Source organism: Streptomyces tendae, from assembly GCF_008632955.1.
Taxonomy (GTDB): domain Bacteria; phylum Actinomycetota; class Actinomycetes; order Streptomycetales; family Streptomycetaceae; genus Streptomyces.
The window spans coordinates 96,931-112,929 of sequence record NZ_CP043960.1 but is presented as its reverse complement, the minus strand read 5'-3'; the positions used below and the strand labels follow the sequence as shown (position 1 = coordinate 112,929).

16 protein-coding genes and 1 pseudogene are annotated in these 15,999 nt (G+C 67.2%); 5 read left to right on the top strand and 12 right to left on the bottom strand.

Annotated elements, in window-relative coordinates; genetic code table 11:
• Positions 1 to 87: 87 nt before the first annotated feature.
• Entirely contained in the window at positions 88 to 1,539 is a 1,452-nt protein-coding gene (locus F3L20_RS32185) for an aldehyde dehydrogenase family protein (RefSeq protein WP_150157642.1), read from the bottom strand.
• A 336-nt stretch (positions 1,540 to 1,875) separates the two neighbouring features.
• Here F3L20_RS32185 and F3L20_RS32180 point away from each other — a divergent pair, with 336 nt between their 5' ends.
• Positions 1,876 to 2,379, top strand: coding sequence for a cupin domain-containing protein (locus F3L20_RS32180; RefSeq protein WP_150157641.1), 504 nt, complete (start codon positions 1,876 to 1,878; stop codon positions 2,377 to 2,379).
• Positions 2,380 to 2,570: 191 nt separating this feature from the next.
• Positions 2,571 to 3,434: an alpha/beta fold hydrolase gene (locus tag F3L20_RS32175; RefSeq protein ID WP_150157640.1), complete on the top strand. Its 864-nt coding sequence runs from the start codon at positions 2,571 to 2,573 to the stop codon at positions 3,432 to 3,434.
• 161 nt (positions 3,435 to 3,595) lie between these two features.
• On the opposite strand, the gene F3L20_RS32170 is transcribed toward F3L20_RS32175, so the two are convergent.
• The 4 genes and pseudogenes from F3L20_RS32170 to F3L20_RS32155 form a co-directional block, all read right to left on the bottom strand.
• Positions 3,596 to 3,982 carry a fic family toxin-antitoxin system, toxin component gene (locus F3L20_RS32170; RefSeq protein ID WP_150157639.1) on the bottom strand — a complete coding sequence of 129 codons (387 nt, stop codon included), beginning with the start codon at positions 3,980 to 3,982 and terminating at the stop codon, positions 3,596 to 3,598.
• Complete coding sequence (locus tag F3L20_RS32165; RefSeq protein WP_206338959.1) at positions 3,979 to 4,275, bottom strand: hypothetical protein; 297 nt, start codon at positions 4,273 to 4,275, stop codon at positions 3,979 to 3,981. The genes F3L20_RS32170 and F3L20_RS32165 overlap by 4 nt, the downstream gene beginning before the upstream one ends.
• 13 nt (positions 4,276 to 4,288) lie before the next feature.
• Positions 4,289 to 4,660, bottom strand: coding sequence for an NPP1 family protein (locus F3L20_RS32160; protein ID WP_240811014.1), 372 nt, complete (start codon positions 4,658 to 4,660; stop codon positions 4,289 to 4,291).
• Between the two features lie 73 nt (positions 4,661 to 4,733).
• Positions 4,734 to 4,987 (bottom strand): annotated as a pseudogene (locus F3L20_RS32155) (transposase); the annotation flags it as partial.
• Positions 4,988 to 5,131: 144 nt separating this feature from the next.
• Between F3L20_RS32155 and F3L20_RS32150 the strand changes: the two are divergent.
• Both F3L20_RS32150 and F3L20_RS32145 read left to right on the top strand, forming a co-directional pair.
• On the top strand, positions 5,132 to 5,554 hold the full coding sequence (locus tag F3L20_RS32150) for an Ohr family peroxiredoxin (protein ID WP_150157637.1): 423 nt from the start codon (positions 5,132 to 5,134) through the stop codon (positions 5,552 to 5,554).
• Between the two features lie 201 nt (positions 5,555 to 5,755).
• Positions 5,756 to 5,935, top strand: a complete 180-nt coding sequence (locus F3L20_RS32145) for a hypothetical protein (RefSeq protein ID WP_150157636.1) — start codon at positions 5,756 to 5,758, stop codon at positions 5,933 to 5,935.
• 292 nt (positions 5,936 to 6,227) lie between these two features.
• On the opposite strand, the gene F3L20_RS32140 is transcribed toward F3L20_RS32145, so the two are convergent.
• Together F3L20_RS32140 and F3L20_RS32135 are read right to left on the bottom strand one after the other, a co-directional pair.
• The gene (locus F3L20_RS32140; protein ID WP_150157635.1) at positions 6,228 to 6,692 is read right to left on the bottom strand and encodes a MarR family winged helix-turn-helix transcriptional regulator; all 465 of its coding nucleotides are present in this window, start codon (positions 6,690 to 6,692) and stop codon (positions 6,228 to 6,230) included.
• 418 nt (positions 6,693 to 7,110) lie between these two features.
• Positions 7,111 to 10,503, bottom strand: coding sequence for a S8 family peptidase (locus F3L20_RS32135; protein WP_150157634.1), 3,393 nt, complete (start codon positions 10,501 to 10,503; stop codon positions 7,111 to 7,113).
• A 222-nt stretch (positions 10,504 to 10,725) separates the two neighbouring features.
• Here F3L20_RS32135 and F3L20_RS32130 point away from each other — a divergent pair, with 222 nt between their 5' ends.
• Positions 10,726 to 11,844, top strand: coding sequence for an IS630 family transposase (locus tag F3L20_RS32130; protein ID WP_240811013.1), 1,119 nt, complete (start codon positions 10,726 to 10,728; stop codon positions 11,842 to 11,844).
• A 60-nt stretch (positions 11,845 to 11,904) separates the two neighbouring features.
• On the opposite strand, the gene F3L20_RS32125 is transcribed toward F3L20_RS32130, so the two are convergent.
• From F3L20_RS32125 to F3L20_RS32105, 5 genes are all read right to left on the bottom strand, one after another.
• Positions 11,905 to 12,537, bottom strand: a complete 633-nt coding sequence (locus F3L20_RS32125) for a DUF6368 family protein (RefSeq protein ID WP_150157632.1) — start codon at positions 12,535 to 12,537, stop codon at positions 11,905 to 11,907.
• Positions 12,538 to 12,729: 192 nt separating this feature from the next.
• Entirely contained in the window at positions 12,730 to 13,467 is a 738-nt protein-coding gene (locus tag F3L20_RS32120) for an alpha/beta fold hydrolase (protein WP_150157631.1), read from the bottom strand.
• A gap of 342 nt (positions 13,468 to 13,809) precedes the next feature.
• Complete coding sequence (locus F3L20_RS32115; RefSeq protein WP_150157630.1) at positions 13,810 to 14,460, bottom strand: cytochrome b/b6 domain-containing protein; 651 nt, start codon at positions 14,458 to 14,460, stop codon at positions 13,810 to 13,812.
• Complete coding sequence (locus tag F3L20_RS32110) at positions 14,411 to 15,136, bottom strand: molybdopterin-dependent oxidoreductase (protein WP_240811012.1); 726 nt, start codon at positions 15,134 to 15,136, stop codon at positions 14,411 to 14,413. The genes F3L20_RS32115 and F3L20_RS32110 overlap by 50 nt, the downstream gene beginning before the upstream one ends.
• A 427-nt stretch (positions 15,137 to 15,563) precedes the next feature.
• A complete protein-coding gene (locus F3L20_RS32105; protein ID WP_145828859.1) occupies positions 15,564 to 15,962 on the bottom strand; it encodes a PGPGW domain-containing protein in 399 nt (132 codons plus the stop codon).
• Positions 15,963 to 15,999 lie beyond the last annotated feature (37 nt).

Sequence of the window (15,999 nt, the reverse complement as noted above, 5' to 3'; positions counted from 1 at the left end):
TCGGCGTCACCTGCGGAGCCGAGTGAGACCGGCCGGTCTCCTGTACCCGCATGATCGGCAGTGCGGGACAGGAGGACCGTGACAGTGTCAGACGCTGATGGCCTTCGTCTCGAGGTATTCCTCGAAGCCGGCGCGACCGTTCTCCCGGCCGTTCCCGGACTGCTTGTACCCGCCCCAGGGAGCCATGAAGTTGTACTGCCCGCCGTTGATGATGACCTGGCCGGCCCGGATCTGTCGCGCCAGGGCCAGTGCGTGGTCGCCGTCGCCGGCGATCGCGGCGCTGAGGCCGTAGACGGTGTCGTTGGTGATGGCCACGGCCTGGTCGTCGCCGGTGTAGGGGATGACGGTGAGGACGGGCCCGAAGATCTCTTCCCGCGCGATGGTGGAATCCGGATCCACGTCGGCGAAGATCGTGGGCTTGACGTAGGCACCGGTTTCCAGGCCCTCCGGCCTGTCCGGGCCCCCGACCACGAGCGTGGCGCCGTCGGCGATGCCCTTCTCGATGTACTCGTTCACCCGTCGGCGCTGGGCTTCGGAGGCCAGGGGGCCCAGGTCGGTCTCCTCACGAGTGGGATCCCCCGTCGTGTACGCGGCGGCGGCTTCACGCAGCTTCTCCACCACCCGGTCGTGCGCCTCGGCCGGAACCAGCATCCGCGTCCAGGCGCCGCAGGCCTGACCGCCGTTGACCCACGCATTGGCGAGGCCCTGGCTGACGGCTTCGTCCAGGTCGGCCTCGGGCAGGACGACGAGCGCGGCCTTGCCTCCGAGTTCCAGGGACACCCGCTTGACGGTGTCGGCGGCGACGGCGGCAACGCGCTTGCCCGCCATGGTGGAGCCGGTGAAGGACACCATGGCGATGCCACTGTGGCGGGCGATCGCCTCACCCACGACGGCTCCTGTGCCGTGCACCAGGTTGAAGACACCGGCCGGAACGCCGGCTTGTGCGGTGACCTCGGCGAATATCTGAGCCGACAGCGGCGACACCTCGGACGGCTTGAGAACGACGGTGTTGCCCGCCAGCAGAGCAGGGACCACCTTGTTGACGACCTGCTGCAGGGGGAAGTTCCACGGTGTGATCGCTCCCACGACTCCGATCGGCTCACGCACGATGGTGGAGTTGCCCACCTCCTCCGACCACACGTATTCCTCGGCCACGGTGATGGCCGCCGCTATGGCCTCGGCGGGGAAGCCCGCGTGCGCCAGCCGGGAGAACGAGATCGGCGCGCCGATCTCCGCCGTGATGACGGCGGCGAGTTCCTCCTGCCGGGTCTGCAGGCCCTCGGCCACCCGGCGCATGAGAGCGATCCGATGCGCAAGGTCGGTCGTCGACCAGTCGGCGAAGGCCGCCGCGGCCGCATCGACCGCACGGTCGACATCCTCCGCTGTGCCCTCGGGGACCGAAGCGATCACCTCGCCCGTGGCCGGGTTGACCACGGCAAGCCCGTGTCCTTCCACTGGAACTGAGTGCCCGTCGATCCAGTGTGCGGGGACGGGGAGATGGGTCTGGGCCGAACTGTTTCCTGATGCCGTAGGCGACATGGACGGGCCTCTCTGTGCGGACTGAGGGGTGGTGGACAGACGATCAAGGGCAATTTACTTGCTTCAGCAAGCATACAATCAGGATGATATTTGCCAAGTCAAGCACTTGGGTGGATCAATCTCTCGCCCGGCGCTGCACATCAGGCCCACGGGAATCGCCCCAAGGTTCGCGAAACACCCACAACCGCTCCCCGTAAGCCACTTGACAACCCGCCAGACATGCGCATTACTTGCCGAGTCAAGCAATGATCCGTCCGGTGGCTCAGGCGCGACCTCGCCACTTCGGCCGCCATACGTGTCCGCAACAGGCGGAGCGTGTAAGAGAGGACCATCCCCTTGTCAGAGACAGGATCGAAGACGTACAGCAGTGACGCGATGTACGTTCCCGAGAGCGACGGCACGGTCAAGTGGGTCGTCGGGGACGAGTACAACATCAAGCTCAGCGGTGAGCAGTCACACGGGGCACTCAGTTTCGTCGTCGCCACTGTCCCGCCCGGCAACGGCCCGGTCGCGCACATGCACGAGAACAGCGACGAAGCGTTCTACCTCATCGAGGGTGAACTGGAGTTTCTGAACGGTGAGACGATCCTCACCGCGAAGGCCGGCGACTTCATCTATGTGCCTCGTGGCACACGGCACCGCTTCAAGAACCGGAGCCCTCGCCACACCAAGATGGTCTTCCTGTTCACACCCGCAGGGCCGGAGGACTTCTTCCTCCGGTACGGTGACGACCCACTGCCGGGCCACGAGCCGGAACTGTGGACCGCCGAGCGCTTCACACCGCAGATGCTGGAATTTTCCCGCAAGCTCGGCACCGTACAAGCGCCCGAGAAGGACTAGCCGCACACATCGCGAGCCGGAGGTTCCTCCTCACCGTTCCCATGCGGTCGAGCGAGGTCATGGACACCGGACGAATCGGCAACACACCTGCCGCGGACGACTGCGGCAGCAGGTCACGTCATACAGCCGTGCCCTTTCGCAGCCGGACGCGCTGCGCGAAATGAACAGTAATCAGAACGGATGAATACCACATGACCAACCCGCCTGAAGGTTTCGAGCACGCGTACGCCGATGTCAACGGCACTCAGCTGCACTACGTCATCGGCGGAGAGGGGGAGCCCCTCGTTCTCATGACCGGCTACCCGCGCACCTGGTACTACTACCAGCGGGTCATGCCCAAGCTCGCCGAGCACTTCCGCGTCATCGTGGTGGACATCCGCGGCATGGGGGACTCAGCGAAGCCCGAGTCCGGGTACGACAAGAAGAACATGGCCCAGGACGTCTACGAGCTGATCCGCTCCCTCGGCTACGAGCAGGCGTACGTCGAGGGCGAGGACATCGGCGGCATGGTCGCCTGGAGCCTGGCCATCAACCACCCCGAGGTGGTCAAGAAGCTGATCATCGCCGACGGTGTCCACCCCAACCCGGGCATGCACAACTTCTCGATGGTCCAGCCCCCCGAGGCACGAGAGGTGATCTTCCCGTTCTGGTGGGTCATGGGTCAGATTCCGGACCTTCCCCACAAGCTGTTCGCCGGCAAGGCGCGCGAGATCATCGACTGGAACATCAAGAACATCGGCGGCGACCACCCCGAGGTGTTCACCGAGGACGTCCGCTCCATGGCCGCCGCCGGCTACGACACCGCCGAGTCCATCATCGCCACCAACAAGTGGTTCGACACGTTCTACCAGGACATCATCGACTTCGGCACCTACCCGAAGCTCTCCATGCCTCTGGTGTACTTCAGCGGCTATCTGCTGCCGGTCTCGAAGGCCATGGTGGATCCGATGGTGGACGACGTCACGTACGTCGAGTTCCCGGGGGCCGGGCACTTCCTGGCCGAGGAGCGTCCCGAGGAGTTCGTGGCCGAGGTGCTGAAGGTCTTCGGCGCCTGACACGCCCTCGACACGGCCCCGGTCCCTATGGAGGTGCCGGTCACGAGCGACGTGGCCGGCGCCTCCGGGGCGAACTGCCCTCCCCCTGATCACACGACCGCCCAAGGTTCCGGACCAGCCGAATGGCACCGTCCTTCGCGGATGTCGCGTCTGCACAGGGGTCAGGTGACCGTCCAGTCGCGTAGCTGCCGGGCGATTCCGGCGACTCCGAGCGCGCCTGAGGCAGCGTCGCGGACAAGGGCGAGGGCTGCCTTGGGCGGGTACTCCATCTCTCGTCCGTTGAGGAACAAGAAGGCCTCGCTCGCGTGCCAGGCGAAAGCCTCGTTGGAGTGTTCCAGACAGGGCAGCCTGGCCAGTGTCTGCAACAGCGCAGCGGCCTTGAGGTGGAGGGATCCGTAGATGTCCCGCTTCATGGCCTTGGCGTTCACCCGGGCTGCGGCGGCGTAGAGCGGTCCGTAGTCGTCGACTTGGGGATCCCCGTCGAGGATTTCTGCGGCGTGCAGCAGGAACGTGACGTCGATCGGGTGCAGCGGTTGCTGGTCGGTCACGCGGCGTGGCCCCGCTCGTGCTGGTCGATTTCCCGCTTGGCCTCACGCTCGGCCGCCCGGTGCTCCGGGCTGGGATCGGTGCTGCTCGGTTCGGCGGCGAAGGCGGCGCCGCTGCGGGCCATGGACGCCTTGAAGCCGGCCAGGAACCGCTGCTCCACGGCGGTCGCACGGTCGTAGGCGGCAGAGAGGATGTACTCCTGCATGCTGACGCCCGCCTGCCTGGCGGCCGCCGCGATGGCTTCCCGCTGCGTGGGATCGGGAAAGCGCAGGCTCATTGCTTTGGCGTCCGACATGGTATCGATGGTATCAGTGGTGCCGTCGTTCGATCCCGCCGTAGCTTCTCCTTCTCAGGGCATCCGGGTCGAACGGAATCCCGGCAGGCTCGCACTGGGTGCGAGTGTACGCAAAGTCCACGTCCCCGATCTTGATAAGGGCCGCGCCGAGGTCGCCGCTCATGAGCTTGTCGCGGTCGTGACACTCGCCGTTGACATCGCCGCCCAGCGGCGGACCGGGGTTGCCGGTGCCGTCGGCGCCGATGGGGGCAGTCGCGTCACAGCCGTCGGTGTCGTAGTCGTAGCAGGGGAGAAAGTCTGCTCCAGCCGTCGGCGTTACGGGGCAGGAGTTGCCGGACGCTTGCGTGGGCCCGGGCGGGCGAGGCAGCCACCAGCGCCATCGCACCGAGGATGCCGGAGAGTGCCGTCCGCTGCGTCCGTCGTGCGCGCATGGTGTGCTCGTCCGATCAGGCGTGCCGTATGGCGCGCAACTGCTTGAGCCGGTTGAAGCAGCCTTCGACGACGTTGCGGGCCTTGTGGAGGACGCGGTCGAAGGCCGGTGGTCTGCCGCCGGCCCGGCCGCGCCGCATCCGGTTGGCCTTCCGGTCGGCCCTCTCCGGATCACCGCCTGGATGCCCCGGCGCCGCAGCGTCTGGCGGATCGCCCGTGACGCATACGCCTTGTCGCCGATGACCGCGTCGGGCCTGCTGCGGCGGCCGGCCGACGTGACCGGAGAGTCGGCCCTGAACCCAGGGTTCTCGAACCAGTCAACTCCCCCTCATCACCTGCTTGACAGGTGATGGCTCAGTTGTGTCAATATGACGTCACCAACTGAGCAGGTGACATTGCACCCTCTCTCCCTCCCGAAAGGCCTTTCATGTCGAACAAGTACACCGCCCACGTCAAGGTCACCGGAGAGGGCCGCAACGGCGGTCGCGCTCAGTCCGATGACGGCCTGCTGGACACAGATCTGGCGCTGCCGAAGGAACTCGGCGGCGCGGGTACGGCGACCAATCCCGAGCAGTTGTTCGCAGCGGGGTGGGCAGCTTGCTTCCTGGGCGCGGTCCGGCTTGCCGCCGCCGAGCGCAGGATCAGGCTGGCCAGCACGGAGATCGACACCGATGTGACGCTCCAGCACGGCGAAGAGGGCTTCTCCCTGGCCGCCGTCCTCAACCTTCAGGTGGGCGGCGTCAGCCAGGAGCAGGCCGCGGAGCTCGCCGCGGCAGCTCACCAGATCTGCCCGTACTCCAAGGCGGTGCGCGGCAACATACCCGTCACCATCCACGCGGTCGCCGTCTGACCACCCCGGACCCGGTTCGATCGGGTCCGCTGTATGAGCAGGCCCCGCTCCGTTCATGCGGGCCCCCACAGCTTGACATCACTCTCTGACCAGTTACTTCGGGTGCGCGAAGCTGCCATCATCCGCTCCTCCACCCCCGTCCCGACGGCCGCAGACTGCCGTTTCGGCGCATGCCCTCTACCGCGCAAGGAGTTGTCGAAAATGGAGCACGAACGCGAATCTGCCGATGCCGCTCAGGTGCGACGCAACCTGCGGTTCTCGAAGCTTCCGGAGCCCATTCGGCTGGAGGACACCACAGAGCAGCGGCCGGCCACGCAGCACGACACGGCCAGCGGGGCCTACAACCCGGACTGGTGGCTCATCCGCATGGGAGGGTTGTGACCCGCGGATTCCTCGTCGACCAGGTCGACAGACCCGACGGGGAACACGGGGTGCGGCTGCGGGACACGAATATGACAATCCGGCGCTTTGAGGTTCTGCTTCACGGCGCTTTCCGAAAGAGGTCCGCCCTTGCAGCCCCATAGGCTCATCGTCAAGCTGACATCGATCGCGGCCGCCGGCGTGGTGACGCTCGGGTGTTTCCTGCACATCTTTTGACACGCCGGACGTCGGACGCCTTCCCGAAGGTCGCCCGGCGCGGGAACCCGCACCGGGTCAAGGCTCGGCGCGCGCGTCACGTAGCGATGTGGCGCAAGGCGACTGCGAGCTTCTTCAGGTCCAGTCCCGTCAGGTGATCCAGGAAATGGCGGCGCACCGCGGCCAAGTTGGTCGGCCACGCCTTCTCGAGACGGGCAAATCCCTCATCGGTGAGGATGGCGTGGTAACCACGAGCGTCTTCGGTCGACCGGACGCGCCGAATCACCCCTTGGGCCTCCAGTCGGCTTGCCAAGCGCGTGATGCCGCTGAGCGACATGTCGACAGCGGCAGCGAGATCGCTCATGCGCAGTTGCCTGTCCGGAGCCTCGGAGAGATGCGCCATCGCCAGGTACTCGATGAGCGAGAGCCGTTGCTCACGGATCATGTCGGCGTCGATCGCGCGAGGCAGTGTGTAGATGACACGGCTGAGCGATCGAACGACGGCTTCTTCGTCCGGGTTGAGCGGCTTCGGCGCTTCCGGCTGCGGTACGACGCGTGACATGACCCCCACTTTACTTGCTTCGTAAAAAATCTTTGCCGGACATGGCTGACTCGGGCCGACTCCTGGACAATGTTGCTGCGCGAAGCCAAAACTGCCACGGTGCACTGTCCGGCGCCGTCACCACCATCCTCCACCGGCCTGCACATGCACCTGACGCCGGATACCTCCAGGCCCAGGTGACGACGCAACCTGGGGTAATGTGTGACTCGCGGCCCAACGGTCCCCCCCGTCCGTTGAGCCGCATCACCTTTCGTCGCGGTCCGGCGACGCGACAACCCGTCGTCGGGGTTCCCCCCGTGGGCGGCTCCGCGTCCTGGCCACTCCGGCCTCGCCTGGTTGCGTCAAGGCCGGGCCCCGGCACAAGTGCCGGGGCCCGGCCTTCATGCGTTCCACCCCTCCGTGATCAGGGCGCCGCGGGTCACTTCGTCAGATAGGCGTCGATGATGGTTTCGTCGACCGTGTTGCCTTGTCGGTCGACGGCCTTGGCCTTGAAGGAGACACTGCCCCTAGCCTTGGGGTTGGCAACCTGGACGCTGCCGTTGTGCACGCGCAGTTCCCGCCAGTGGTTCCCCCGGTCGTAGGAGACCCACACGGTCAAGGACCCGAGAGTTCCGTTCCGCCCCGCGGCGGAGCCCTTCACGGTCACGGGCACGCGCACCTTCACCCCTGCCTTGCTCGTGTTCTCAAGCGAGAGCGCGGGAGTGAAGCGCACGACGGAAGTGGGGATCTCCGTCCGTCCCGGCGCGTACTCTGAGGCGAACGTCCAGCTCGTGGTCAGGCTCGTCGATACGTCCGCCACCGCCCCACGGTCGACCGTCACCGTGATCCGGTAGTCGGCGCGCTCGTTGTCGGCGATGTAGAACAGGTCCATCGGGTAGATGCTCGTCCTGACCAGTTCGCCGTTGCGGTAGACGGAAGTACGCGAGCTCTCGACGGGCGACTGGTTGTCACTGCTGTTTCCTCTGCGATCCGAGAACAGCGGAAGGTCGCCGTCCAGTGCCTCGTCCGCGCGGAAGAGACCGGCACCACCGTTCGGGAGGTCCGGTCCGAAAACACCGACGTTGAATTCCTGCTTGTAGGAGTGTCCGGGCCGGAACGTGCGCGCGGGCGCGCCGTAGGCGGTTTCGTAGCCCCCGTTCGCGTCGATCTGCTTGAAGGTCATCCACCACGAGGTGTCGGCCGACAGCAGGTGGAGGGTGCCGTGGTACGGCAGAGGATGCTCCGCGCCATAGCCGGAACCGCCTTGCACGGGTGTCGGCGTGACGAAACCGGACTTGTTCCGGGCCGCGGCTCCCAGCGACTGCTCCACCTCCGCGTACTCCCGGGGCCTGGTGTGGTGGGTGAACCCCGTCAAGTACCTGTCGCCCTCCGGCAGGTACACCAGGTGGTACTCGTCCTCACCCGTGGCACCGGTGGAGAACGACAGTGAGAGCTGCTGGCTCAGCTTGTCTCCGGGATAGCCCTTCGGGCCGAGGTGAGCCGTGCGGAAGTCCGCGAAGGAAGCGGTCATGTACGAGAAACCGGCCATGGTTCCGTCAGGGAGATCGTTCGCGACGCCGTAGTGCCCCCACGTCTGGTACGCGGAACGATCCGGGACAGTGACGTCGATGGGCTCGGCGGTACGGGCGTCCACGGTCACCGTGATGTCCTCGGTGACCTCGAGGCTCGGCTGGTTGAGCCAGTCCACGCCGCGGGTGGCGGCTCCCTGCGGCTCCGACCGGATCAAGCTGTTGAGGAAGTAGCGGCCCTTGGGCAGGCGTACCGAGTCCCTCGCCCCGGACAGATCGGTGGACAATCCCCTGTCGGGGCCGGTCAGGCCTGCCAGGGTCGCGGCCCAGGACGCGGCCGGCTTGCCTGTGCGGTCGAGGGTCCTGAGCCTGACCGTGTAGTGCTCCGACTCCCGCTCCACGGCCACTGCGGTGCCGACGGTCTGTCCCCCGCCGGTGGCTGTGATGCGCCCGGTGAAGGCTCCGGTGACATCGCCGGTCCGCGTGTCCGCGGTCACCTTCACAGTCTCCTGTCCGTGAGCCGGGACAGTGACCTGATCGTCCACGGTGAACATGCCGCGGGGAGCGGGTTCTCCGTCCGGGCCGGTGGCGTCCACCGTCAGCGTCAGGGTGACGGGAGCGTCTCCGGTGTTGCGGTAGGTGAGGTTCTTGGCAAGCGGTTGATCATCGGTGTGGGGCCACTGGGCGACACCGAACGAGAGCGATGCCTCACGAGCGAAGAGGCTCTGCTTGATCGCCTTGTGCAGGTCGACCCGGCCCGATCCCTGCTGGAACGCCGAGTACTGCCCCGCAGTCGTCGAACCGACCAGGGCGGCCTTGAGATCATCGCCGTCCCAGTCGGGGTGCTGCTGGGCCAGGACGGCTGCGGCACCGGCGACGTGGGGGCTGGCCATGGAGGTGCCGCTGAGTGCCACATAGCCTTCGGCGACTTGATGTCCGTATCCCTCCAGGCGGCTGCCCTTGGCGGAGGCGGCTCCGATGTCCACTCCGGGCGCCGTCAGGTCGGGCTTGATGGCTCCGTCACCGTTGCGCGGGCCGACGCTGGAGAAGGCGGCAAGGTGGTCCTGCTTGTCGACCGCGCCGACGGTGAGGGCGGCGTCCGCGCTTCCGGGCGTGGTGACGGAGCCCGGTCCCTGGTCGCCGGTGTTGCCGGCGGCGATGACGAAAAGGGTCTCGCTCTCGGCCGACAATGTGTTGACGGCCGCCTCCATCGGATCGGTCTCCTGACCGTTGTAGTGACCGAGGCTGAGGTTGGCGACGTCCGCCTTCTCACTGACGGCCCATTCCATCCCGGCGATCACCTGCGACATGGTCCCGCTGCCGGTGTCGTTGAGGACCTTGGCGCTGAGGATGCGGGCTCCGGGAGCCACTCCCTTGTACTTGCCGTCGGACTTGGCGCCGGTGCCGGCCGCGATGGAAGCGACATGCGTGCCGTGCCCGTACAGGTCCCTCGTGTCCGGCGCATCGGAGAAGTTGCGCTCAGCGACCACTTGGTCGGCGAGATCCGGATGGGTGGCATCGACACCGCTGTCGAGGACGGCAATGCGTGAGCCGGTTCCGTCGAAGCCCGCCGCCCAAGCGTCCGGGCCGCCGATCTGCGGCACGCTCCTGTCCAAGTCGGCCTGGACGACGGCGTCCAGCCACACCGATGCGATACCGGCCGCGACGGTGCGGTCGCTGGCGCGAGCCGGTCCGTCGGTGATCTCGGACCACAGCCGCGCACTGCCGCTCACGGGTGTGGTGATGGCGTCGGCGTTGATACTGGACAAGGTGCGGTGCACCTCTGCCTCAGGGACGGAGCGCAGTGCCGTCCTGACGACGGGGCGAGCCGACTCGTACATCACGATGAGCCGTAGTCCGTCCTTCGCGTAAGCGGGTTCGCTCAACGTGGTCACATCGAACAGCCGGCGATCCAGACAGCCGCCGACGATCAAAGACCGTGCGTCCTCGGGTACGGCGTAGGTGTGTCCGCCGGTGGTCTCCACCCGCACGGGTATGCCTTCACGCCCTTTCGCAGGGCGCAGGGACACTACGTCGCCTTCAGCGTCGACCGAGATCCGGTCACCGGTGACCAGCTGGATCCACCGGTCAGCCGAACCGTCGGGCGATCGGCCCGGGGCCCGAGATGCGGGATCCCAGGTCGAGGTGGAAGCCGCCGTTTGAGTCGCCGCATCAAGGTCGGCACGTACCTCGGCCACCGCCGACGGGGTTCCGGCGGCGAGCACCATACTCATCCCGATCACCGAACTGAGCATCGTGCTTATGGACTTGAGTTTCACATTTCCCTCTCGCTCTTCCACCATGCGTCAACTCATGGGTCGCATGGTTGACTTGGTGGTGCGACTTCCTGCACCTCACGTCTATAGCAGGGGGTAGTTGTCCAATCAAGCACATGTGGCTCATGCACCCGTCATTGCCGTGGAGAGCTCAACGTCCACCTAGTGCTATGACCGCATAGGTTCGCCGGGGTGGCGGTCGTAGCGGTTGGATGTGCGGTGACATCCGATCCGACCGCTGGAGGCGCGGTGGCCGAGCCCGTCCGTGTGCGCAGACTGACCGATCAGGAGGGTCAGAAGCTGCAGCAGATCGTGCGCCGGGGCAGCACCAGTTCGGTTCGCTACCGGCGGGCGATGATGCTGCTGGCCTCGGCCGGCGGGAACCGGGTACCGGTAATCGCCCAGCTGGTGCAGGCCGACGAGGACACCGTCCGCGATGTGATCCACGCGTTCAATGAGAAGGGCCTGGCCTGCCTGGACCCTCGGTGGGCGGGAGGCCGTCCCCGCCAACTCAGCGATGACGACGAAAACTTCGTCATCGCGACGGCCACCACCCGCCCGGTCAAGCTCGGCCAGCCGTTCACCCGTTGGTCGCTGCGCAAGCTGGTCGCCTACCTGCGCAAAGTGCACGGCCGGGTGATCCGCATCGGCCGTGAGGCGTTACGGTGCCTGCTCGCCCGCCGCGGCGTCACCTTCCAGCGCACCAAGACCTGGAAGGAGTCCCCGGACCCCGAACGGGAGACGAAGCTGGACCGTATCGAGCACGTCCTGGACCGCTTCCCCGACCGAGTTTTCGCCTTCGACGAGTTCGGCCCGCTCGGGATCCGTCCCACCGCGGGCGCGGGCTGGGCCGAACAACGGCGTCCCGACCGGCTGCCGGCCACCTACCACCGCACCCACGGAGTCCGGTACTTCCACGGCTGCTACTCGGTGGGCGACGACCGGCTGTGGGGCGTGAATCGGCGCCAGAAGGGAGCCGTGAACACGCTGGCCGCGCTGAAATCGATCCGCGCCGCCCGCCCGGACGGTGCACCGATCTACGTGATCCTGGACAACCTGTCCGCCCACAAGGGCGCCGACATCCGTCGCTGGGCGAAGAAACACAAGGTCGAGCTGTGCTTCACTCCGACCTACGCCTCGTGGGCGAACCCGATCGAAGCGCACTTCGGACCGCCGCGGCAGTTCACGATCGCCAACTCGAACCACCCCAACCACACCGTGCACACCCGGGCCCTGCACGCCTATCTCCGCTGGCGCAACGCCAACGCACGCCACCGCGACGTCCTGGCCGCCGAACGCAAGGAACGCGCCCGCATCCGCAGCGAGAAAGGCATCCGCTGGGGCGGCCGACCCGCTCTCGCCGCCTGATCAGGCAACATGGCGAACGTTCCAGGTCACAGCACCACATCCGCCACGGATCTGTCTGGGCTACTTGACCAGCCGGAAGGCGGGGTGCCCAACCCAGGCCCGCAGGAACTCCGCCCTTCCCAGCGCCATCCAGTCGTCGTCCGCGATCCCCAACACTCCCGGAAGGCCGGCGACGACCGACGCCTGTCCGTCCAGCAGCTCGGCTTTGGCCACGCCTCCGATGACGTCCATGACAGCGGCGGTCAGCAGGGCCGTGGTCACGTGGTCGATCTCGCGATTGCAGCCGGCGCTGACATTGACGGCATGGGTCGGCCTGAAGCCGAGAATGGCCTCCACCTCGGGCTCGTCCGCGTGCTCAGCCTCGAAGGTGCTCTCGTCGCCGACACCCGGCCCCATCAAGTAGACCAGGAAGGGCCGACGCCAGTCCTCGCGCTGCGGATTGAATCCCACCGGGGCTGTGAGCTCCTCGTCCGCGATGGTGTTGCCGAGGAGTGGAAGCGGGAACGGCTTTCGCCAGTCCTTCTCTCGCCTGTCCTCGACGTCCAGTCGCTCTGCGGGCACGTTGACGTCGAAGAACCCCGGCCGCTTCTCGTCGAAGTGGGAGGAGAGCCCCACCATCAACGCGCGGAACTCCCGCAGCGCAGCCGGGGAGAGCGGCTCCGCCAACTCGATCACCAACGTCGGACCAGACATGCTGGGAGCCTAGTTTGATCGGCTCCGCGACCGCTCAAATTCTTCCCACACCGAGTCCAGCCGGTCCGAGCACCAACGCCGCCAACCCGGCGAACCTATGCGGTCAGAGCACTAGCCGGAGAGAGATGCCGCGATGTCGCAGCAGGAAGGGATGATCGCTCGCGCCGTATCGGCCGTCACGCCCGACCTGATTCAGCGGACGATGTCCTGAGCGGCTCGTTCGATGATCCGGGCGACGACGTCGGGCTGTGAGACGGTGACGGCGTGGGACGCCTTGACCTCGACGGTGTGGGCATGAGCCCGTTCAGCCATGAAGCGCTGGGCCGCCGGGGGAATGTTGTGGTCATCGGTGGCGACGAGGCTGTAGGAGGGAATCGCCTTCCAGGCGGCGGCGGACGCTCGGGCTTCGAGAGCCGAGGCGGCCACCGGGCGCTGGGTGGCGGCCATCAGGCCGGCGAGGTCGGCGGGGGCGTCGGCGGCGAACTGGTCGTGGAACTTGTCGGGCTTGATGTAGAGATCGGTTCCGGTGCCGCCGTCAGGCAGGGGGAAGGGGACGGCGTCCAGGGTGGGACCCAGGGTGCTGCCCGGGTACATGTTGGACAGTTCCAGTGCGCTCTCACCCTGGTCGGGGATGAAGGCGGCGATGTAGACCAGGGCCTTGACCTTGGACGAGCCGGTCGCGGCTGCACTGATGACGGCGCCGCCGTAGGAGTGTCCGGCCAGCACGACAGGGCCCTGCACGTGTTCGAGGACGCTGCGTACATAGCCTGCGTCACCGGCAAGGTCGCGCAGCGGATTGGCGACCGCCAGGACGGGATGGCCGCCCCGACGCAGGCGCTCGATCACCCCGTTCCAGCTGGACGAGTCCGCGAAGGCGCCATGCACCAGCACCACCGTCGGCTTGCTCTGAGAGATGTTCTGACCAGTCATCACTGCACTCCTCACGCACGGGGATCGCACGGTCAGGCCCTCGACGGGCCGGGCCGGGTTCGGCGGCCTTCGAGCGGCCGCCTCCTGCGCCGCAAACACTAGCGCGCGTTTATCTTGTGCACAAGTTAATCTCCCGCGATGGTTTCTGTGCCAGTCACCGACCGCCGTCCGCTCCCCCGGGCCTCGCGTACGAGGCGGCGACACCTCCTCGCTCACGACAAGGGCCGGCAACCCCCGGAACGTCGGCCACCGACCGCAGGGTGCGGCTTCGCCATCGACCGCAACGCCCTCGACGCGGCGTCGCCCCTTGCCCCGGGGACACCCGTACATGCGTAGGTCGCGCTACTCGCCCAGCCATCGGGAGTGCTCTCGCTCGGCCCAGGACCGGCTGACGTACCCGGTGCGCATTCCAAGGCGTGCCTCCGGGTCCTCGTACGCCTTGCGCATGTGTCCGAGGACGGCGATGGTGATCGCCCAGGCAACCAGGTCGTGGACGAAGATGGCGCTGGTCCGGGAGATGAAGGGCAGCAGCCCCAGGAACCACATCAGCAGGCCGGTGAACATCATCACCAGCACCGCACCGGCGATCCAGCCCGCGTAGATCTTCTGCCCGGCGTTGAACTTGCCGGCCGGACGCGCCTCGGGCTCCTTGCGGCGCCTGCGCACGGCCCGCAGCCACTGGCGGTCGTACACCGCGAACCGGTTCAGTCTGCGCAGGTCGGCCCGGAAGTCAGTGGAGAGCAGCCCGAGCAGGAAGGGAAGCGGCAGCAGGATGCCCGACCACTCGTGCAGGAAGATCATCACGTGCCGCCGCCCGACCAGCTGGGCCAGCGGGCCGAGGTAGAGGCACGCGGCGGTCGCCAGACAGACCAGCATCAGGTACCCGGTGGTCCGGTGCACCCAGCGCTCAGCGGTGCTGAACCGCCGCACCCGCCCGGGCAGGTCAGGCCGCACGGGGCCGGTCGGCGCCGTCGAGCCAGCCGTCGATCGCATATCCGCGTTCCTCCCAGAAACCGGGGACGACCTTGTCGGTGACCGAGATGCCGGACAGCCACTTGGCCGACTTGTAGAAGTACATGGGCGCCACGAAGAGGCGGACCGGGCCGCCGTGTGCGTGGGTGATGGGTTTGTCCTGCATCTTCAGGGCCACCAGGATGTCGGAGCGGCGGGCCTGCTCAAGGGTGAGGCTCTCGGTGTAGGCGCCGTCGAAGCAGGTGAAGCGGACAGCCGTGCCCGGGGAGCGCACCCCGGCGTCGTCCAGGATGTCCGCCAGCTTCACACCTTCGAAGGGTGTGTCGTCCACGCGCCAGCCGTCCGTACACAGCACGTCGGCGACGACCCGCGTCTGGGGCATCGCGCGCAGGTCGGCGAGCGTGTAGGTCTTCTTCCTGTCGACCAGGCCACCGACGGTGAGCGCGTAGTTGGACTCGTCCTTGCGGGGCACCGAACCGACCACGCTGTAGTACCGGAAGCCGCCTGGATTGGGCAACAGGCCGGTCAGCCCGGTCCCGTCGACCTGGGAGGCCGCAGCGAGGGCATTCTCCCAGCCGCGCTGAAGATAGGGGGCGGTGGCGAGCGCCGTGGCGCCGGCGCCGAGCATGCCCAGCATCGCCCGTCGCCCCACCGGCGCACCGCTGTCTCCCCCTGGCTTCGGCTGCCGTCGTGCCATGTCCGTGTGCTCCTTACCGTGGTAGCTCCCCGGTGACGTAGCCCGTTGCCGCAAGGGCACCCGCGTATGTGGGTGCTGTCGAGCACAAAACACACGAAGCGGAAATCACCGGTTCAACTGGTGACGATGCTGGCATGGGCTTTCGTCCGGTGTCAACGGCGCCGACCGCCGGGCATACCGCTGGATCGGACAACTACATGGATTTCCGCTGCGGGCTCCCGCTGGCCATCGGGCAGCACGATGGGCAGCCCGGGGCTGCCGACCCCGGCCTGCGTACGCCTCGGTGAACAGGTCTCGCACGGGCCCAAGGCGGTCAGGCGGCATCGGTAAGGACCACGCACTTGAGGAAGGTCCCCACAACCGTACGGCCCACCGCACCAAAGCCGGACGGAAGCCGTACGTAAGGCGCGGCATGGCCAAGTGAGGTCTACTCCGCAGTCCGGAACCTGTGACGGCTCCACACCAGCAGGGACAAGAGGATGAGGCCGGACAGGATCAGTCCGGTTCCCGTGGCCCAGCCACCGAACGGCAGCGCCGGGACGAAGCCCCACACAGCGCCGGCCGCCAGCAGCCCCGCCCCCGCCAGAACGGATCCGGCCAGCCGCAACGGTGAGGCGACGCTGTCCACGGCTGCGCGCAAGGCTCGGTCTCGCACCGGATCGACGTACCGGCCCACGGAGGGAAATTGCCGCGAGAGAACGACGAGCCCGGCGAGGACGAGCAGCAGGCCGGGACCCGGCAGCACCAGCAGGGCGACGCCGGTCAGCAGCAGCACACCGCCCGCCAGCGCGGTTGCCGCCCGGTTGACTGCGTTGTTCCTGCGCATGGAGCCCTCCGTCCGGTTCGACGTGCCATTGTCCGAC